This is a genomic window from Ralstonia sp. UNC404CL21Col (genome assembly GCF_000620465.1).
In the GTDB taxonomy this organism is placed as follows: domain Bacteria; phylum Pseudomonadota; class Gammaproteobacteria; order Burkholderiales; family Burkholderiaceae; genus Ralstonia; species Ralstonia flatus.
In genome coordinates, this window is sequence record NZ_JIBE01000003.1 from 888,616 (window position 1) to 907,975 (window position 19,360).

Consider the following 19,360-nt stretch of genomic DNA (forward strand, 5'->3'; position numbering starts at 1 on the left):
GTGTTACGTGGCTGCAATTTTCATGGCGAGGTGTGCTACGAACCATGAGAAGAGTCCTAATTTGTGAAGGCCGTTGAAGCACGGATGCGACACGTTCATGAGACAGGAAAAAAAAAGCCCGGACAACGAGGTCCGGGCGGCGGTGCTTCCCACAACAGTGTGACGGGATCAGAAACACCCAAGGGTCTCATGTGCCAGACACATCGCAGCGCACCGGGGGGAAGCACTGCAACGCTTACGGGGGTGACGTCATGGAGGGTCAGACGTACTGGTCCGGCACACGTGGAGCGCATGATGCCGTGCGATACGTGCAACGGGCGCAGTCGTGACAACATTTAACGTGCCCAGCTTCTTTGCCGCCACAGTTCAGGTCGGATCGGCGTTTTCCAGCTCTTGCCGAATCGATTCGGTGAGCATGTCGATCAGCAGGCGAACACGTTTGGGAACGAACCGAGCGGAGGGTGTGACAAGGTTGATCGGCTCTCCGCTGGTCGCATAGTCGGGCAGCACGCGCACCAAGCGGGGCAGCGGCGCGTTGGCACGCGCGACGGCACTCGCGTACAGCGGCAGCGGACCGATGCCGGCGCCCGACGCAATCAACGTTTCCAGGTAGATCAGGCTGTCGGCATTCAGCCGGGCGCGCACGGCCACGGTTTTCAGGCCATCGGGGCCGACGAGGCGCCATTGCGTTTCGCCGCGGCCGGTGCCGCGAAAATCGAGGCAGCAATGGTCGGCCAGCCCTTGCACGGAGTCGGGCGCACCGCGGCGCTGCAGGTAATCGGGCGAGGCGAACAGGCCGATGCGCAACACGCCCAGCGACCGCGCCACCAGCGAACTGTCGGCCAAGCGTCCGACGCGGACAGCGAGGTCAAACCCTTCCTGCACGAGATCGACATTGCGCGGCGTCAGCACGACGTCCAGATCGATCTCTGGATACTGCTGCATGAAGCGCGCCGCCACCGGCGCTACCAGCAGACGGCCGACGTCTTCGGAAGACGTGATCCGAACCTTGCCGCGCGGCAAGTCCTGGAGTTCACCCGCGCAGGTCGTAGCGCGTTCAATGTCTTCCAGTGCATGCGACGCCACCTGGTACAGGCTCTGACCCGCGTCCGTCAGATGGAGCGTGCGCGTGGTGCGCTGTAACAGTCGCACGTTCAAATCCTGTTCAAGCGCGGCAATGCCGCGGCTGACGGACGATTTCGGCAAATCGAGCCGCGTTGCCGCTGCCGTGAAGCTCCCCGCTTCGACCACGCGCACGAACAGCGCTAATTGGTTCAGATCCATGGTTTCCTCCTCTTATCGTGATGCGCGCTGGCCGGAATGGTTATTGTCTCGCCAGGAGCAACATTTTTTCCCACAATAACCGACTAGTGCAAACGAGGCAACTACCCTACATTTGGCGTATGACAAATGCCGAATTTCAGGAGAACAACATGGAAACCCTCGTGCAACCGCAAGTGCAGCCTGTGCAACGTGGCCGCCGCGTGGAACGCATCATCACCGGCCGTCCCACCTCGGACGGCGCGGGCGTGAAGCTCACCCGCGTGCTGACGAACAATCTGCAACGCCGGCTCGATCCGTTCCTGATGCTGGACGCATTCCGCAGTGACGACCCCAACGACTATCTGGCCGGTTTTCCCGACCATCCGCACCGCGGCTTTGAAACGGTGACGTACATGATCGCGGGCCGCATGCGCCACCGCGACAGCGCCGGCCACGAAGGCTTGCTGCAACACGGCGGCGTGCAGTGGATGACGGCCGGCAGCGGCGTCGTGCACTCGGAAATGCCGGAACAGGAAGACGGTGTGATGGAAGGCTTCCAGCTTTGGCTGAACCTGCCCGCCCGCGACAAGATGACGACGCCGTGGTACCGCGACATTCCGTCGAACGAGATCCCCGAGTTCACGACGGAAGACGGCGTGGCCGTGCGCGTGATCGCCGGTGAATCGCACGGTGTGCAAGGCGCGATGACGCGGGAAGCGACGCAGCCGCTGTACCTCGACATCACGCTGCCGGCGGGCGCGTCATTTGCGCAGGTACTGCCGGCCGGACACAACGCATTCGTCTATGTGTTCCGTGGCAGTGCGCTGGTGGGCGACGCCGAAACGGTCGGCAACGCCGGGCTGCAGCGCGTGGAAGACAAGCAGATGGCCATCCTCGCCAACACGGAAGGCAGCGATGGTGTGGTCATCCGTGCACGCGATGCTGAGGCGCGCGTGCTGCTGGTGGCCGGCAAACCGCTGAACGAGTCGATCGCGCAATACGGCCCGTTCGTGATGAACACGCAGGAAGAAATCTTCCAGGCCGTGCGTGACTTCCAGGCCGGCAAGTTCGCCTAAACCCAAGCCTCAAAGAAAAACCGCCGCTCGGTTTCACCAGAGCGGCGGTTCGTCCAACAGCGCGATCTGCTCGCGCAATTCCAACACCCGGTCCTGCCAGTAGCGTTGCGTGTTGAACCACGGAAACGCGAAAGGAAACGCCGGATCATTCCACCGGCGCGCCAACCACGCGCTGTAGTGCAGCAAGCGCAGCGTGCGCAGCGCTTCCACCAGATACAGCTCGCGCGTGTCGAATTCGCAGAAGTCCTCATAGCCGGCGAGCAGGCTGGCGAGCTGCGATTGCATCGATGCGCGATCACCCGAGAGCAGCATCCACAGGTCTTGCACGGCAGGGCCGGTGCGGCTGTCGTCAAAATCGACGAAATGCGGGCCGGCCGAGCGCAGCGAATCCCCCTTCTGCAGCGGATCGCCCTGCCTAGCGTCGGCCTCTTCGATCCACAGCACGTTCGAGGCGTGGCAATCGCCGTGCAGGCGCAGCAGCGAAACGTCGCCCGCGCGGTCGTAGCAGCGGCGCACGCCATCAAGTGCGGCGTCGGCCACGCTGCGCCACGCCGGCAACAAATCGGGCGGAATGAAATCGTGTTCGAGCAGCCAGTCGCGCGATTGCACGCCGAACGTGTCGATGTCGAGCGCCGGACGGGCCATGAACGGCCGCTGCGCGCCGACGGCGTGGATGCGACCAAGGAAGCGGCCCATCCATTCGAGCGTGTCGTCCTGGTCGATGGCGGGCACGCGGCCTGCGCAACGCGGGAAGACCGCGAAGTGCCAACGTTCGAACGCATGCAGCGTGCGGCCCTCGATTTCGAGCGGCGCAATCACGGGGATTTCCGCCGCTGCCAGTTCCGTCGTAAAGGTGTGCTCTTCGACGATCTGCGTGTCGGTCCAGCGGCCGGGGCGGTAGAACTTGGCCACCACCGGCGCGCTGTCTTCCACGCCGACCTGGTACACGCGGTTTTCGTAGCTGTTGAGCGCGAACATGCGGCCGTCCGGCATCAGCCCGACCTCCGCCAGCGCATCCAGGATGCTGTCTGGCGTCAGGCCGTCGTAGGGCGCGTCAGCTGATGCGGGTGGGCCGTCGTCGTGCATGAACGTCAGGCTTTACGACCGCCGAGCAACGCAGCCGCCTTGGCGAACAAACCATTGAACGGCTGCTTGGCCGGCTGTCCCTTGTGGGCCGGCTGCGCGGCTTGCGTGTTCGATGCACGGCGTTGTTGACCGCCCTGTCCGCCTTGTCCATTGCCCTTGCCTTGGCCCTGGCCTTGACCGTTGCCCTGGCGCTGGCCGCGCGCTTGCGATTGGCCGTTGCCGGCACCGTGGCCATTGCGCGGCTTCGGCGCGGCTTGGCCGTCGCGTTGGCCTTGCGCCTGGCGCTGGCGGCTGCCGCCACCATTTCGACCCTGGCCTTGGCCTTGATTCTGCCCCTGCCCCTGGCCGTTGCCGCTCGACTCGCGACGCGGTTCGCGAGGCTCACGCGGAGCACGCGGCTCGCGCGGGGCAGCGTTGCCGCTGGCCTGGCGTGGCTGCTGGCTGCGGCCACCACCCGGACGGCCACCGCGCGCGTTACCACCACGGCCCGCCGAATTGCGCCCGTTCGGAATCGGCTCCGCCGCGATGGTCGGGTCCGGCTCGAAACCTTCCAGCACGGTACGCGGCAGTTCGCGCTTGATGAGGCGCTCAATGTCGCGCAGCAGGCCATGCTCATCGACGCAGACCAGCGAGATCGCCTCGCCCTGCGCACCCGCGCGGCCCGTGCGGCCGATACGGTGCACGTAGTCTTCCGGCACGTTCGGCAAGTCGAAGTTCACCACGTGCGGCAGTTGGTCGATGTCGATGCCGCGCGCTGCAATATCGGTGGCGACCAGCACGCGCAGCGTCCCGGCCTTGAACTCCGTCAGCGCGCGCGTGCGCGCCGATTGGCTCTTGTTACCGTGAATGGCCAGCGCGGGGATGCCGTCGCGGGTGAGCTGCTCGGCCAGGCGGTTCGCGCCGTGCTTGGTGCGCGTGAAGACCAGCACCTGGTGCCAGTCGTTGTCGCGCACGAGCTTGGCGAGCAGTTCGCGCTTGCGCTCGCGGTCGACCGGATAGATGCGTTGTTCGACCGTCTCGGCCGTCGTGTTGCGGCGCGCGACTTCAATCAGCGCCGGCTTGTCGAGCAGACGGTCGGCCAGTTCGCGAATGTCGTCGGAGAACGTTGCCGAGAACAGCAGGTTCTGACGCTTCGGCGGCAGGATGTTGAGGATCTTGCGGATGTCGTGGATGAAGCCCATGTCCAGCATGCGATCGGCTTCGTCCAGCACCAGCAGTTCAATGTGCGACAGGTCGATGGTGCGCTGGCCGACGTGGTCGAGCAGACGGCCAGGCGTGGCCACGACGATATCGACACCGCGCTTGAGCGCATCGATCTGCGGGTTGATGCCGACGCCGCCGAACATCACCATCGACTTCAGCGGCAGGTATTTGCCATAAGCGCGCACGCTTTCTTCCACCTGCGCGGCAAGCTCACGCGTGGGCGTCAGCACGAGCGCACGGATCGGGAAGCGCATGCCCTGCGGCGTCTGCACCTTGTTGGGCTGCGATGCAGACAGGCGGTGCAGCAACGGCAGCGTGAAACCGGCGGTCTTGCCGGTGCCGGTCTGTGCACCGGCGAGCAGGTCACCGCCCTTGAGGATGGCGGGGATGGCCTGGCGTTGAATCGGAGTGGGTTCTGCGTAGCCGAGTTCGGCCACGGCACGTACCAGCTTGTCTGACAAGCCGAGTTCGGAAAACGACATGGAAAAGCGATTGGACCGGCGTGTCCCGCGCATTCGTTCGTGCGCCAATCGTGGACAAAGCCTGGGTAGGTGACGGGGCGACTGGACCCCGGGGACTGCAAGAAGGGCGCTAGTTTAACAGGTGATGGTGTTTACCCCACCGGTGCCCGCAATGCCGCCAAGGGCGCATTCACCACATCGCCCAACCGTTCCGCCAGCGAATACCGCGCCATATAGCGCCGAAAATGCGCCAGGAACGCTTCTTCTGCCGGCGCCAGACGGCGCTCCCTGTGCCACATCAGGTACAGGTCGATGTCGGCAACGCCCTCTTCTGGCGGCAGCCGCCACAAGCGCTGCTGGGCCAAATCGTCCGCCACGATGTGCTCCGGCAGGCAGCCGATCCCATAGCCCGCAAACACGAGCCGCTTGATCTCGTCCAGGCTCGCCGACGTAGCGACGATGCGGCCGGTGAATCCCTGCTGATCGCGAAACACCGCGAGCGGCGACAGCGCATCGCCCAATTGGTCGCTCATGAACGAGACAAAGTTTTCGCCGAGCAAGTCACTGATCGACAAGCCCGTCCGCCCGAACAACCGATGGTGCCGCCCGCAGAACACGGCGTAGCGCTGGCGCAGGAACAGTTGCCGCTCAAGCTTTTCGCTCGGCGTGCGGCACAGGCTGAGCCCAATGCCGGCGCGCTTTTGCGCGAGTGCATCGAGGATGTCCGTGCTGCGCATGACTTCCACCTGCAGATCCACGCGCGGGTGATGTCGGTGAAACGCCGCCAGGCATTCGTCGTAGACGCCCGATTGGATGCGGCTGACGGTCAGCAGATGCAGCACGCCGCTCACATCGTCTTGCGGTTCGCCAAGCTCCGAGCCGAGCCGCGCGACATTGCCGTAGACGTCGGTGGCGATGCGCAATACGTCTTCGCCGACGCGCGTGAGGCGAAAGTGAGAGCCACGCCGCTCGATGAGCGTGTGGCCAAGCTGATCTTCGAGCCGCCGCAGCGCGAGGCTGACCGCCGGCTGCGTGATGTGCAGCCGCACCGCCGCACGGCTGATGCTGCGCTCGTGGACGATGGTGAGAAAGGTGCGCAGCAGGTTCCAGTCAAGCCGGTCGCTGACGAGGGCGGGATCAAGAGCGGACGGGTCCATGGCGGGGAATATGAGTCCAACTTATACAAACAATAAGTATTCAGAATTTGACTAATACCCGTCAACCGGCAATAAACACGCATCGTCGCCTTGAAGCGGCGGGCTAAAAAAACCTGTGAGGAGCTACACCATGCAACCGTCTCAACCCGGCGGGCGCCAGCCTGCGCGTGCGGCCACCGCCGCCTTTGTCGGCACCATGATCGAGTGGTACGACTTCTACATCTACGCCACCGCCGCTGCGCTCGTGTTCGGGCCGCTCTTCTTTCCGGGTGGCGATCCGTTCTTGAGCACGCTCGCTTCGTTCGGCACGTTTGCCGTCGGCTTTTTCGCGCGGCCGCTGGGCGGCATCGTGTTCGGCCACTGGGGCGACCGCATCGGCCGCAAGAAGGCGCTGATGATCACGCTCACGATGATGGGCCTGGCGACGATCGGCATCGGCCTGCTGCCGACGTATGCCACCGCGGGTGCGCTTGCGCCCGTGCTGCTGGTGCTGCTGCGTGTGGTGCAGGGCGTTGCGGTCGGCGGCGAATGGGGCGGCGCGGTGCTGATGGCGGGCGAACACGCGCCCAAGGGTCGTCGCACGTTCTTCGCGTCGTTCGCGCAACTCGGCAGCCCGGCTGGCTTGATTCTCTCGCTGCTGGCTTTCCGGCTCGTCACGTCGATGGAGAAAGACGCTTTCATGGAGTGGGGCTGGCGTCTGCCGTTCCTTGCCAGCGCGGTGCTGCTGCTCGTGGGCGTGGCGATTCGCCTGGGTGTGAACGAGTCGCCCGAGTTTGCGCAGGTGCAGGCGCAGCGCAAGACGGCCAAGCTGCCGATCGCCGAAGTCTGGCGCACGGCGCGCGTGCCGGTGTTGCTGTGCATTGGCGCCAACACCATCGGCATTGCGGGCGTGTACTTCACCAACACGTTCATGATCGCGTACACGACGCAGTATCTGTCGCTGTCCAAAACGCTGATTCTCGATTGCCTCTTCGTGGTGGCGTTCATCCAGTTTCTCGCGCAGCCGCTGGCGGCATGGCTGGCTGAGAAGCTTGGCGGCGCACGCTTCCTCAAGCTGATGGCGTTGATGGCGATGGCATCGCCCTACCCGATGTTCCTGCTAGTGCAGACGCGCCAGGCTCCGCTGATGGTGCTGGGCATTGCGCTGGCCGTGGTGTGCATGGCGAGCTTCTATTCGGTGATTGCGGGCTTCGTGTCGGGCGTGTTCGAGACGCGCGTGCGGTACTCGGCGATCTCGCTGTCATACCAGGTCTGCGGCGCGGTGGCGGGCGGGCTGACGCCGCTGGTCGGCACCATCCTCGCGCAGCGCTTCCATGGCGAATGGTGGCCGCTGGCGGTGTTCTACACGCTGCTCGCCGGTATCTCGCTGCTGTGCATCGCGGCCATCGATGGGCGCCAACGCGGTCGCGCAACGGCCGGCGACACCGTCGGCGCATAACGGTTTTCCCCACCCTGTTTCACCCATGCTGACGTTCTTTCATCCTGAACAGCTTCTGCACCATCCGCAGAGCTACTACTCGCGCGGCAAGATGCGCACGCCGCAGGAAGTGCCCGAGCGCGCGCTGAATTTGCTGCAGGCGGCGCGCGATCTCGGCTTCACCATTGCGCGGCCCGAAGACCACGGCATTGCGCCGCTCACCGCCGTGCACGGCGAGCCCTATCTGCGCTTCCTGCAGGACGCCCATGCCCAGTGGCAACGCCTGCCAGAAGACTGGGGCGACGAGGTCATGTCCAACATCTTCGTGCGCGAACCGAATGCGCTGCGCGGCGTGCTGGCCCAGGCCGCGCGCTATCTGGCAGACGGCAGTTGCCCCGTCGGCGAGAACACATGGCGATCGGCGTATTGGTCGGCGCAAAGCGCGGCGGCCGGCGCGCAAGCCATCCTCAATGGCGAGCGCATGGCCTACGCGCTGTGCCGCCCGCCCGGCCATCACGCGCGCCGCGAAGCAGCCGGCGGCTTCTGCTACCTGAACAACGCCGCCGTGGCCGCGCAGGCGCTGCGGCGCAAATTCAAGCGCGTCGCCATCCTCGACACCGACATGCATCACGGCCAGGGCATCCAGGAAATCTTCTACGACCGTGCCGACGTGCTGTACATCTCCATTCATGGCGATCCGACCAATTTCTATCCGGTGGTTGCCGGCTTTGACGACGAGCGCGGCACGGGCGACGGCCTCGGGCTGAACGTGAACCTGCCGATGCCGCACCGCTCGCCGGAATCGGTGTTCTTCGACAAGCTCGTGGATGCGATTGCCGCACTCGAAAGGTTTCAGCCCGACGCGCTGGTGCTGTCGCTCGGCTTCGACATCTATCGCGAAGATCCGCAATCGCAGGTGGACGTTTCGACGCAGGGCTTCGGCCGGCTTGGCCAGGCCGTCGGCGCGATCGGCCTGCCGACGCTGGTCGTCCAGGAAGGCGGCTATCACCTCCCCACCCTTGCACAAAACGCTGCCGCATTCTTCGGCGGCTTGAAGACGCCCCATCAGCCGGCAGGCTGACTCCGCCCCCCGGCGCAAACCTCCCTTCAGCCTGGTGGATGTTTGCGCCCACTCACCTCTGAGCCCCGGCGTTTTATACGCTGCCGGGGCAACCTCCCCGTCTCTAGAGTCGTTGCTCGAATTGGGCACTTGGCGTTTTCAAACGTCTGTTCCTAACATGCCCGGGCAACCCCATACACATGTTTGAATCGTACGTTCGAGCGCTGCACCGCAGCAATCGAGCCCGATATCAGGCCTAAAAAAACGAGGTAGGAGACATGGGACGTCCTGGAGCAGGAGACACCAAGGGCCGCATTCTGGAAGCCACCGAACTGCTGTTCATCGAGTTCGGCTACGAGGCGATGTCGTTGCGGCAGATCACGGCGCGCGCCAAGGTCAATCTGGCAGCGGTCAACTATCACTTCGGCAGCAAGGAAGCGTTGATGCAGTCGGTGCTGGGCCGGCGGCTCGACCCGCTCAACACGCGCCGGCTGGCGCTGCTGACCGCGTGCGAAGAACGCTGGACGAAGGAGCAGCTGACCTGCGATCACGTGCTCGGCGCGCTGTTTGTGCCGGCGCTGCAGATGGCGCGCAACCCCGACACCGGCGGCCCCGCGTTCCTGCGGTTGATGGGGCGCGTGTATTCCGACACCTCGCCGTTCGTGCAGAACTATCTGCTCGGCCACTACGCGCTGGTGTTCGATCGCTTCTTCGAAGCCTTCTCGCGAGCGCTGCCGCACCTGCCGCGCGCTGAACTCGGCTGGCGCCTGCACTTTGCGCTCAAGGCGCTCGCCGGCGTGCTGGCTGGCGACGACCTCAACAACCTGCTGCCGCTGTTCACGCAGGGCAAGACGATGAACGATGCCTCGCTGCTGGCGCGCCTGACGGCGCTGGTGGTGGCCACGCTCAATGCCCCGCTGCCCGGCGAGGCCGGCGCGCTCGACCAAGTGGTCGAACTGGCCGAAGCACAGGTGCCCACACCCGTGGCCGTGGCGGACGACGCGCCCAGCGGCAACGACAGCGGCCACGGCGGCTCGGGTCGCCACGCCGGGCACGGCAACGGCCGCAGCACCGAACGGAGCGCGACGCCTGCCACGGCCTCGCCCTTTGCCGGTGACTTGTTCGGCCGCACGCCGGGTTCTCGGGCCAGCGCAGACGATGCCGCGGACGACCACGACGACCTCAGCGCCGACGAGCACGACGATCACCACGGCGCCGACAGCGATAGCGACGGCCCCGCGCCGTCTGCGCGCACCCGGGCATTGGCCATTCGCCGGAGCAACGCAGCACGCGCCATCTTCCCGGCCAACCCGATGCGCCCCTGGCGCAGCCCCAGCGCCTGACAACGCAGGCGCCGCGCGGCGCTCCCGTGTGCAGGCACGGGAGTCGCTCCGGCATTCGGCAGTTGCCGCCGCATGTTCGAGACATTCGGCACATCAACGCATCGAATGGAGACCCTCATGACGACGATCTGGATCGTCCTGCTTTGCATCGGCGGGCTCGCCCTCGCCAGCATGGAAGCCTCGGCATTCGCCTGGCTCGTCGCAACCGCTGTGTGGCTTGTGGCCGGTGCCTGGCTCGGCCTTGTTGGGCCGGTGATGACCACGGTGCTCGCCATCGTCTTTGTGCTGCCCGCGCTGGTGCTGGCGCTCAAGCCGCTGCGCCGGGCGATCATCACGCGCCCCGTGCTGGCGATGTTCCGCAAGATCATGCCGGAGATGTCGCAAACGGAGCGCGACGCCATTGAAGCGGGCACGGTCTGGTGGGATGCGGAGCTGTTCTCGGGCCGGCCCAATTGGTCGCGGCTGCTGTCTTCGCCGCCGCCGCGGCTGTCGGCGGAAGAGCAATCCTTCCTCGACGTCGAGACCGAAAAACTCTGCGACCTTGCCAACGATTGGGAAAGCACGCAGATCTGGCAAGACCTGTCGCCCGAGGCTTGGGACTATGCGAAGCGCGCCGGCTTCCTCGGCATGATCATCCCGAAGGAATACGGCGGCAAAGGGTTCTCGGCATACGCGCATTCGCAGGTCATCATGAAGCTGTCGACGCGCTGCTCTGCGGCGGCCGTGTCGGTCATGGTGCCCAACTCGCTCGGCCCGGCCGAGCTGCTGCTGCACTACGGCACCGAAGCGCAGAAAAACCATTACCTGCCGCGCCTCGCACGCGGGGAAGAAATCCCCTGCTTCGCGCTGACCAACGCGTATGCCGGCTCCGATGCCGCCGCCATTCCCGATGTGGGCGTGGTCTGCCGCGGCATGCACGAAGGCCGCGAGACGCTCGGCTTTCGCGTGACATGGAGCAAGCGCTACATCACGCTCGGCCCCATCGCCACGGTGCTGGGGCTGGCGTTTCGCGCAATCGATCCGGATGGCTTGCTCGGCGGCGACAAGGAGCCCGGCATCACCTGCGCGCTCATCCCGACGAAGCATCCGGGCGTGAACATCGGACGCCGCCATTGGCCGCTCAACGCGGTGTTCCAGAACGGCCCGAACTCCGGCAAGGACGTGTTCATCCCCATCGACTGGGTGATCGGCGGCCAGGCGCAGGTCGGCCGCGGCTGGCGCATGCTGATGGAGTGCCTGGCAGCCGGCCGCGCGATCTCGCTGCCATCGTCCAATGTGGGCATGGCCAAGCTGGCCGTGCGCAGCACCGGCGCCTATGCCGCCGTGCGACGCCAGTTCCGTACGCCCATCGGCAAGTTCGAAGGGATCCAGGAAGCGCTGGGCCGCATGGGCGGCAACCTGTACATGATGGATGCGGCGCGGCGTTTGTCTGCGCTGGCCGTGGACCTGGGCGAGAAACCTTCGGTCATCTCCGCCATTGCCAAGTACCACGTCACCGAACGTGCGCGCGACGTGGTCACTGATGCGATGGACATCGTCGGCGGCAAGGGCATCTGCATGGGCCCGAACAACTTCCTGGCGCGCGCGTATCAGCAGGTGCCGATCGCCATCACGGTGGAAGGCGCGAACATCATGACGCGCTGCCTGATCATCTTCGGGCAGGGCGTGATCCGCTGCCATCCGTATGTGCTGCGCGAGATGACGGCCGCGCAAGGCACCGATTCACCCGAGACGCTGCGCGCGTTCGACGCGGCGCTGTTCGGCCACGGCGCGTTCATCGCGGGCAACCTGGTGCGCGCCTTCCTGCATGCGGTCACCGGCGGGCGCGTGGCAAGCGCGCCGGGCAATGCCGCACCGGAAATGCAGCGCTATTACCGCGCCGTGAACCGCTTCTCGACGGCGCTGGCACTGCTGTCGGATGTGTCGATGTTCACGCTGGGCGGCACGCTCAAGCGCCGCGAAAGCATCACCGGGCGGCTGGGCGACATCCTCTCGCAGATGTACCTGATTTCGTCCACGCTCAAACGCTTTGAAGATGAAGGCCGCCCTGCAGAGGACGCGCCGCTCGTGCATTGGTCCGTGCAGGACGCGCTGGTGAAGGCACACGATGCGCTCGACGGCGTGCTGGCAAACTTCCCGAAGGCGGGCATCGCGGCGCTGCTGCGTGCGCTGATCTTCCCGTTCGGTACGCCGTATCGCAAGCCGTCCGATGCGCTGGCCGCGCAGGTTGCCGAGCTGATGCAGACACCGGGCGCCGTGCGCGATCGCCTGCTGGCCGACTCGTACTGTCCGACGCCCGAGGTCGACCCGATCGCCTATGGCGAAGCGGCTTTCCGCCTGCAGCCGGCGGTGGATGCAATCGAGCAACGCTTGAAACCGGCCATCCGCGCAGGCAAGCTGCCGCCCGTGCCGCAAAGCCTGCCCGACTTCGAAGCCTGGACTGAGCAAGCCGTGGCACAAAACCTCATCGACGAAGGCGAACGCAAGCAGCTGTGCGACTACGCGCGCTACGGCGAACACGCGGTCGCCGTGGATGACTTCCCGCCCGACTTCAACCTGATGGCCGACCTGCAGCGCCGCAAGGATGCGCTCGATGCCCTGCAGGCCGCCGAGCGCCGCGCAGCCTGAAGGTCCGGCCTGACCAACGACAACAACAACGATGCAAGACAAGTATCTCGATTTCGTCGGCTCCGGTTTCGGCAAGTGGCTGTCGGCCAACCTCGGCCTGCCGCAGCCGGTGCCGTTGCGCCGTTATGTGCCCGGCGAACCGGAATTTGTCGGGCCGTTCCTGGTGGGCGCGGCGCCGGGCGGCTCCATGCGCGAGACGCTCGCCGCGCTGTTTGCCGAGACGGGCGTTCCCACGCGCTTTCATGAAAGCGATCCGGAATGGCTTGGCGCCGCCAACCGGCACGGGCAGATCACGGGCCGCTTTGTCGCTCCCACCGGCAAAGAAGGCGAAGCGTTTGATCGCATTGGCGGCATCGTCTTCGACGCCACGGGCATTGCGACGGTCGACGGCCTCGATGCGCTGTATCACGTGTTCCACGATGGCGTCCGGGCCATCGGCCGTTGTGGGCGCGTGGTCGTGATCGGCCGTCCGCCGGAGGGCTGCAAGACGCCCGAGGCGGCGATCGCGCAGCGCGCGCTGGAAGGACTGACGCGATCGCTCGGCAAGGAAGTCCGGCGCGGCTGCACGGCGCAGCTCGTCTACGTGGCCGAGGGGGCGGAAAACGTCGCCGCATCAACGCTGCGCTTTCTGCTGTCGGCGCGCTCCGCGTATGTCTCGGGGCAGGTGGTGCGCGTGCATCGGGCGCCAGCGGTTTCGGTGGACTGGCAGAAGCCGCTGGCCGGGCGCACCGCGCTGGTGACCGGCGCGTCGCGCGGCATCGGTGCGGCCATTGCACACGTGCTGGCACGTGACGGTGCGCGGGTGCTGTGCCTGGATGTGCCCGCCGCGCAGGAAGCGCTGAACGCGGTCGCGCAGGAAATCGGCGGTGAGGCCATGGCCTACGACATTGCCGCGCCCGAGACGCCCGCTTTGCTCGCGCAGCAACTTGCTGCCTTGGGCGGCATCGACATCCTCGTGCACAACGCCGGCATCACGCGCGACAAGACCATCGCCCGCATGACTGAACCCGCGTGGCGTAGCGTGCTCGATATCAACCTCGCCGCGCAGTTGCGCATCAACGACGCGCTGCTTGCCGCCAATGCGCTGCTTGCGGGGGGCGCCATCGTGTGCGTGTCGTCCATCAGCGGCATTGCGGGCAACCTCGGGCAGACCAACTACGCGACGTCCAAGGCCGGCGTGATCGGGCTCGTGCAGGCAGGCGCGCCGCTGCTGGCCGAGCGCGGCATCACCCTCAACGCTGTTGCGCCGGGCTTTATCGAGACGCAGATGACCGCGGCCGTGCCGTTTGCCATCCGCGAAGCCGGCCGCCGCATGAATGCGATGAGCCAGGGCGGCCAGCCCGTCGACGTGGCCGAGACGATCGCCTGGTTCGCCAACCCCGCGTCGAATGGCGTGACGGGCAACATCGTGCGCGTGTGCGGGCAAAGCCTGCTCGGAGCCTGAGACGACCATGCGCACGTTGGCCCTGTCCTGTCCGATGACCGCGACGCAGACGCTGGTGACCGAGCCGCCATCGCCGGGGACGCTGGCCTGGCGCGCGCTGCTGTCGCAACGCAAAGGCAGGCGCGGGGGCCCGCTGCCGCGCCACACCCTGGTGCGGCAGGAAGTGCCGCTCGAAGCGGAACACATCGCCCAGTACGCGGCGGTGTGCGGGTTCTCGCCCGCGCATGGCGTACCGATGACGTATCCGCACCTGCTCGGCTTTCCGCTGCAGCTCATGCTGATGACGGAATCGGCGTTTCCCTATCCGGTGATCGGCCTGGTGCATCTGTGCAATACGATCCGCCAACATCAACGTTTGCAGGCTGGCGAGCGCGTGCGCGTGGAAGTGCGCCCCCGCCGGCTGTTCCAGCATGCACGCGGGCAGGCGTTCGCCATCGAAACCGCGATCGTCAAGGCCGGCGCGGTGGTGTGGGAATCGCTGTCGACCTATCTGCGCGTGGGCGTGCCGTCTCCGCAGGGGGCGCCGTTGATCGCGCTGCCCGGTGCGCACAACTTGTCGCCCGACGGCCAATGGGATGTGCCCGCCGATACCGGCCGGCGCTACGCCGGTGTGTCGGGCGACTGGAACCCCATCCACGTGTCCGGCATCGGCGCGAAGCTGTTCGGCTTTGCGCATCCCATCGCCCACGGCATGTGGACGAAGGCGCGTGCGTTGGCCGCGCTGCTGCCCGCCGCACCGCTCACGCAAGGCGAAGTGGTGGCCGAATTCAAGACGCCGCTGTCGCTGCCCGGGGCGGCGACGCTGTGGCAGGCCCACGAGGCCGCGCCCGGCCGCGCATTTGAAGTGCGCAACGCCGCGGGCGACAAACCCTATCTGCGCGGCATGCTGACGTTGCCGCAGGCACAACAAGAAAACTCGGGAGACTGAATTCATGCTCGTCAACGCGCAGCTGCGCCGCGTCGCCATCCTCGGCGGTAACCGCATTCCGTTTGCCCGCTCGAACACGGCCTACGCCACGGCGTCGAACCAGCAGATGCTGACCGCCGCGCTACAGGGCCTGATCGACCGCTTCAACCTGCACGGCCAGCGCCTGGACGAAGTCGTGGCCGGCGCGGTCATCAAGCATGCGCGCGATTTCAACCTGACGCGCGAAACGGTGCTCTCCACCACGCTCGCCAAGCAGACGCCCGCCTACGACATCCAGCAGGCATGCGGCACGGGGCTGGAAGCCGCCATCCTCGTCGCCAACAAGATCGCGCTGGGGCAGATCGACGTGGGCATTGCCGGCGGCACGGATACCACCTCCGATGCGCCCGTCGGCCTGAACGAGAAGATGCGCAAGATCCTGCTGGAGGCCAACCGCGCCAAATCCACCGGTGCACGTGTCAAGGCGCTGGCCGGGCTGCGGCCGTCGATGTTCGTGCGCCCGCTCCTGCCGCGCAACAGCGAACCGCGCACCGGCCTGTCGATGGGCGAACACTGCGAACTGATGGCCAAGCGCTGGGGCATCCGCCGCGAAGATCAGGACGCGCTGGCCCTGCGCAGCCACCACAACCTCACGGCCGCCTACGAGCGCGGCTTCTTCACCGATCTGATGACCGCGCACCTGGGGCTCGATCGCGACAACAACCTGCGCAGCAACCTGACCCTCGAGCAACTGGCGAAGCTGCAGCCGGTCTTCGATCGCAGCGCGGCCGGCACCATGACGGCCGGCAACTCCACGCCGCTCACGGATGGCGCATCGTGCGTGCTGCTCGCCAGCGAAGACTGGGCACGCGCGCACAACCTGCCCGTCCTCGCCTACATGACCTGCGCGGATACGGCTGCCGTCGATTTCTTCAGCGGCACGCCCCAGCAAAACGAAGGGCTGCTGATGGCGCCGGCCTATGCCGTGTCGCGCATGCTGCAACGCGCGGGGCTCACGCTGCAGGACTTCGACTACTACGAGATCCACGAAGCCTTTGCCGCACAAGTCCTGTGCACGCTGGCGGCGTGGGAGTCGCCGGAATACTGCCGTGAAAAGCTCGGCCGCAGCGCCCCCATGGGCAGCATCGACCGCAGCAAGCTGAACGTAAATGGCAGCTCGCTTGGCACGGGCCATCCGTTTGCCGCCACGGGCGGGCGCATTGTCGCGACGCTGGCCAAGATGCTGGCGCAGCGCGGCAGCGGACGCGGTCTGGTGTCGATCTGCGCGGCAGGCGGCCAAGGCGTGGTCGCCATCCTGGAGCGCCCCGAAAACATGTCGCATTGAACCGACGGGCCTACGGGAACGGCCCGCTCATCCAACCCGCGCGGCACATAACAAAACCACGCCGCGTCTTTCATGGACGGAGACACCATGAACACCGTTGCCGACCGTAGCAATCTGACCGATCGCATCTGGCTGAAGTCATACCCCGAAGGCGTGCCCGCCGAAATCAACCCCGACCGCTATCACTCGCTGGTCGAGGTGTTTCGCGAATCGGTGGAGAAGTACCGCACCCGCGTTGCCTACGTGAGTGTCGGCACCGAAATGACGTACGGCGAGTGCGAGCGCCAGGCCAAGCAGTTTGCGGCGTGGCTGCAGTCGCGCGGCGTGAAGAAGGGCGATCGCGTGGCGATCATGCTGCCCAACAGCCTGCAGTACCCCGTGTGCCTGTTCGGCACGCTGCTGGCCGGCGCCATCGTCGTCAACGTCAACCCGCTGTACACGGTGCCGGAGCTGGCCCATCAGTTGCGCGATTCCGGCGCACAAACGATCGTCGTGCTGGAGAACTTCGCGCGCACGCTGGAGCAGGCTTTGCCCGGCAGCCAGGTGCGCAACATCGTCATCACCGGCATCGGCGACCTGATGGGCGGTGCGCTCAACCTCAAGGGCCGCGCGCTGAATTTCGTGATGCGCCACGTGCAGAAGCAGGTGCCGCCGTACAAGTTGCCCTCGCCGGTGTGGCTGCGCGATGCGCTGGCCGCCGGAGGCTCACGAGCGCTGCAACCGGTGCAGCTGGCGCCGGAAGACATCGCCTTCCTCCAATACACCGGCGGCACCACGGGCGTGGCCAAGGGCGCGATGCTCACGCACCGCAACATCATCGCCAACCTGCTGCAGGCGGAGGAGTGGTCGAAAAGCATGCTCAACGGCGGCGTGGAAACCAACGTCACGCTGCTGCCGCTGTATCACATCTTCTCGCTCACGGTGAACCTGCTGATGTTCATGACGCTGGGCGGGCGCAATATCCTGATCGCCAATCCGCGCGACACCAAGCGCGTGATCTTCATCCTGCGCAACGAGCGTTTCTCGGGCATTGCCGGCGTCAACACGCTGTTCAACGCGCTGCTGGAAGATCCGGACTTCGCCAAGCGCGATTTCTCGGCCATGAAGATCACCATCGGTGGCGGCATGGCGGTGCAGCGGGCGATTGCGCAGCGCTGGAAAGAAGTCACGGGCCACACCATCGTTGAAGGCTACGGGCTGACCGAATGCTCGCCCGTCGTGTCGATGAATCCGCCGCACGTGACCGAATTCAGCGGCACGATCGGGCTGCCCGCGCCGTCCACCGAAGTGCGATTCAAGCGCGACGACGGCACCATCGCGCCGCTGGGCGAACCCGGCGAACTGCAGGTGCGTGGGCCGCAGGTCATGCGCGGCTACTGGCAGCGCCCCGATGAAACCGCCAAATCCATCGACGCCGAAGGGTGGTTCTCCACCGGCGATATCGGGGTGATGGACGCCAACGGCTACATCCGCCTGATCGACCGCAAGAAAGACATGATCCTGGTCTCGGGTTTCAACGTGTACCCGAACGAGATCGAAGACGTGGTGGCCCTGCATCCTGAGGTGCTGGAGGTGGCGGCCATTGGCGTGCCCGATCCGGTGGCCGGCGAGCGCGTGAAGATTATCGTGGTGCCGCGCACCGGCGCGCTGACCGAGGCCGCGCTGCTCGAACACTGCCGCGCTCATCTGACCGGCTACAAGATGCCGCGCATCGTCGAGTTCCGCCACGAAGAACTGCCCAAGTCGACGGTGGGCAAGATCCTGCGCCGCGAGCTGCGCGATGCCGACCCCGACATCAAGCGCGCCCGTGCGCAGGGGCAGCAATAACGCCAACACCGGAGACCTGTATGCAATTGCGTACCCTCGCCCTGGCCACGGTGCTGGCCGGCGCCGCACACGCCTGGGCCCAGCCTGCAGCACCGGAGGCTTCCGCGCCTGCCGCGGCCGCACAGACCACCGCACCGACCACCGCACCGCAATCGGCGGCCATCGGCAGCTTTGCCGCCATGGACATCGCCAGGCAGACGGCGTGGCTCACCAGCCAGGTCAACGCCAACGCGTTTGCGGCCTGGTCCGACGAAGACGTCCTGGCCATGGCGCAGGCCATGAAGCCCGAAACGCTGGTGCGTTGGCTCAAGGCCGAAGTCGCCAAGCTGCCCGAGTATGAATACCGCATGCGCCGCCAGGAACGCGTGAAAGACCAGTGGCAAAGCCAACCGGCGCTCATGCTGATCCGCTATCGCAACGCACCACGCCAGGTCTACGCGCGCTGGCTCAAGGGCGGTGCGCACGCCGGCCAGGAAATCATCTACGACGAAACCGTGCGCAAAGACGAGATGTACGGCCACCTTGGCGGGCTCGTCGGTTTCGTCGCGATCTGGAGCGCGTTGGATGGCTCGCTGGCCAGATCGCAGTCAAACCACACGGCGCGTGAGCTGGGGCTGCAGTTCATCGTCGACACGGTCGAGCGCGACGGACGCGCCCACGTGGCAGCCGGCGGCAGCGGCAAGTTCAACGAAGCCAAGATGGTGACCGAAGACGGCGAGCGCATGCTGCGGCTGACCTGGGACGCGCCAAGCGGCCCGCCCACGTTCTACGCCAAGCGCGTGCGCCTGTATTTCGACCTGAAAAACCCGTGGGTACGCATTGAAGAAGCGTGGGACGAATCGGGCAATCAGCTCGAGAAAATCGTCATTGAAAGCGTGACGCGCAAGACCTGGAACGACCAGACTTTCAACCCCAAGAATCCGGAATACAAATTTTAGAGTGCCGCCCGCAGACCGTTGTGGGCCAAGGCTCCGCCGACCGGTGGAGAGTATGAAACGAGACTAGGGGAAACCCCTTGTTGCGTGCGTACACGCTAGAGGAAAACTTCGGTCATCGCAGCGCAACCGAACAAAAGCGCTGCGTTATGCTGCCGAAACACAAATCGCCACACCAAGGCGTGATAACAATCCAATCCAGAGAGAC

Annotated in this window: 14 protein-coding genes; 10 read left to right on the top strand and 4 right to left on the bottom strand. The window is 65.7% G+C overall.

Annotated features, from left to right (window positions below):
- Positions 1-366: 366 nt before the first annotated feature.
- Complete coding sequence (locus tag N511_RS0104250) at positions 367-1,284, bottom strand: LysR family transcriptional regulator (protein ID WP_027678156.1); 918 nt, start codon at positions 1,282-1,284, stop codon at positions 367-369.
- Between the two features lie 149 nt (positions 1,285-1,433).
- Here N511_RS0104250 and N511_RS0104255 point away from each other — a divergent pair, with 149 nt between their 5' ends.
- On the top strand, positions 1,434-2,339 hold the full coding sequence (locus N511_RS0104255) for a pirin family protein (RefSeq protein WP_027678157.1): 906 nt from the start codon (positions 1,434-1,436) through the stop codon (positions 2,337-2,339).
- A gap of 33 nt (positions 2,340-2,372) precedes the next feature.
- Here N511_RS0104255 and N511_RS0104260 read toward each other — a convergent pair whose 3' ends face one another.
- The 3 genes from N511_RS0104260 to N511_RS0104270 all read right to left on the bottom strand — a co-directional run bounded on the left by N511_RS0104260 (position 2,373) and on the right by N511_RS0104270 (position 6,246).
- Positions 2,373-3,425 carry a serine/threonine protein kinase gene (locus N511_RS0104260; protein WP_027678158.1) on the bottom strand — a complete coding sequence of 351 codons (1,053 nt, stop codon included), beginning with the start codon at positions 3,423-3,425 and terminating at the stop codon, positions 2,373-2,375.
- A 5-nt stretch (positions 3,426-3,430) separates the two neighbouring features.
- Positions 3,431-5,110, bottom strand: a complete 1,680-nt coding sequence (locus N511_RS0104265; protein WP_027678159.1) for a DEAD/DEAH box helicase — start codon at positions 5,108-5,110, stop codon at positions 3,431-3,433.
- Between the two features lie 131 nt (positions 5,111-5,241).
- The gene (locus N511_RS0104270; RefSeq protein ID WP_027678160.1) at positions 5,242-6,246 is read right to left on the bottom strand and encodes a LysR family transcriptional regulator; all 1,005 of its coding nucleotides are present in this window, start codon (positions 6,244-6,246) and stop codon (positions 5,242-5,244) included.
- 130 nt (positions 6,247-6,376) lie between these two features.
- On the opposite strand from N511_RS0104270, the gene N511_RS0104275 reads away from it, so the two are divergent.
- The 9 genes from N511_RS0104275 (at position 6,377) to N511_RS0104315 (ending at position 19,155) form a co-directional block, all read left to right on the top strand.
- Positions 6,377-7,684: an MFS transporter gene (locus N511_RS0104275; protein ID WP_027678161.1), complete on the top strand. Its 1,308-nt coding sequence runs from the start codon at positions 6,377-6,379 to the stop codon at positions 7,682-7,684.
- A 25-nt stretch (positions 7,685-7,709) separates the two neighbouring features.
- Positions 7,710-8,744: a histone deacetylase family protein gene (locus N511_RS0104280; RefSeq protein ID WP_027678162.1), complete on the top strand. Its 1,035-nt coding sequence runs from the start codon at positions 7,710-7,712 to the stop codon at positions 8,742-8,744.
- A 257-nt stretch (positions 8,745-9,001) separates the two neighbouring features.
- On the top strand, positions 9,002-10,066 hold the full coding sequence (locus tag N511_RS0104285) for a TetR/AcrR family transcriptional regulator (protein WP_027678163.1): 1,065 nt from the start codon (positions 9,002-9,004) through the stop codon (positions 10,064-10,066).
- Positions 10,067-10,183: 117 nt separating this feature from the next.
- Positions 10,184-12,694, top strand: coding sequence for an acyl-CoA dehydrogenase (locus tag N511_RS0104290; protein ID WP_027678164.1), 2,511 nt, complete (start codon positions 10,184-10,186; stop codon positions 12,692-12,694).
- Between the two features lie 31 nt (positions 12,695-12,725).
- A complete protein-coding gene (locus tag N511_RS0104295) occupies positions 12,726-14,138 on the top strand; it encodes a 3-oxoacyl-ACP reductase (RefSeq protein ID WP_027678165.1) in 1,413 nt (470 codons plus the stop codon).
- Between the two features lie 7 nt (positions 14,139-14,145).
- The gene (locus N511_RS0104300) at positions 14,146-15,066 is read left to right on the top strand and encodes a MaoC/PaaZ C-terminal domain-containing protein (protein ID WP_037026255.1); all 921 of its coding nucleotides are present in this window, start codon (positions 14,146-14,148) and stop codon (positions 15,064-15,066) included.
- A 4-nt stretch (positions 15,067-15,070) separates the two neighbouring features.
- Positions 15,071-16,390, top strand: coding sequence for an acetyl-CoA C-acetyltransferase (locus N511_RS0104305; protein ID WP_027678167.1), 1,320 nt, complete (start codon positions 15,071-15,073; stop codon positions 16,388-16,390).
- A gap of 87 nt (positions 16,391-16,477) precedes the next feature.
- Complete coding sequence (locus N511_RS0104310) at positions 16,478-18,217, top strand: AMP-binding protein (protein ID WP_027678168.1); 1,740 nt, start codon at positions 16,478-16,480, stop codon at positions 18,215-18,217.
- A 20-nt stretch (positions 18,218-18,237) separates the two neighbouring features.
- Entirely contained in the window at positions 18,238-19,155 is a 918-nt protein-coding gene (locus tag N511_RS0104315) for a DUF1571 domain-containing protein (RefSeq protein ID WP_027678169.1), read from the top strand.
- Positions 19,156-19,360: the final 205 nt, after the last annotated feature.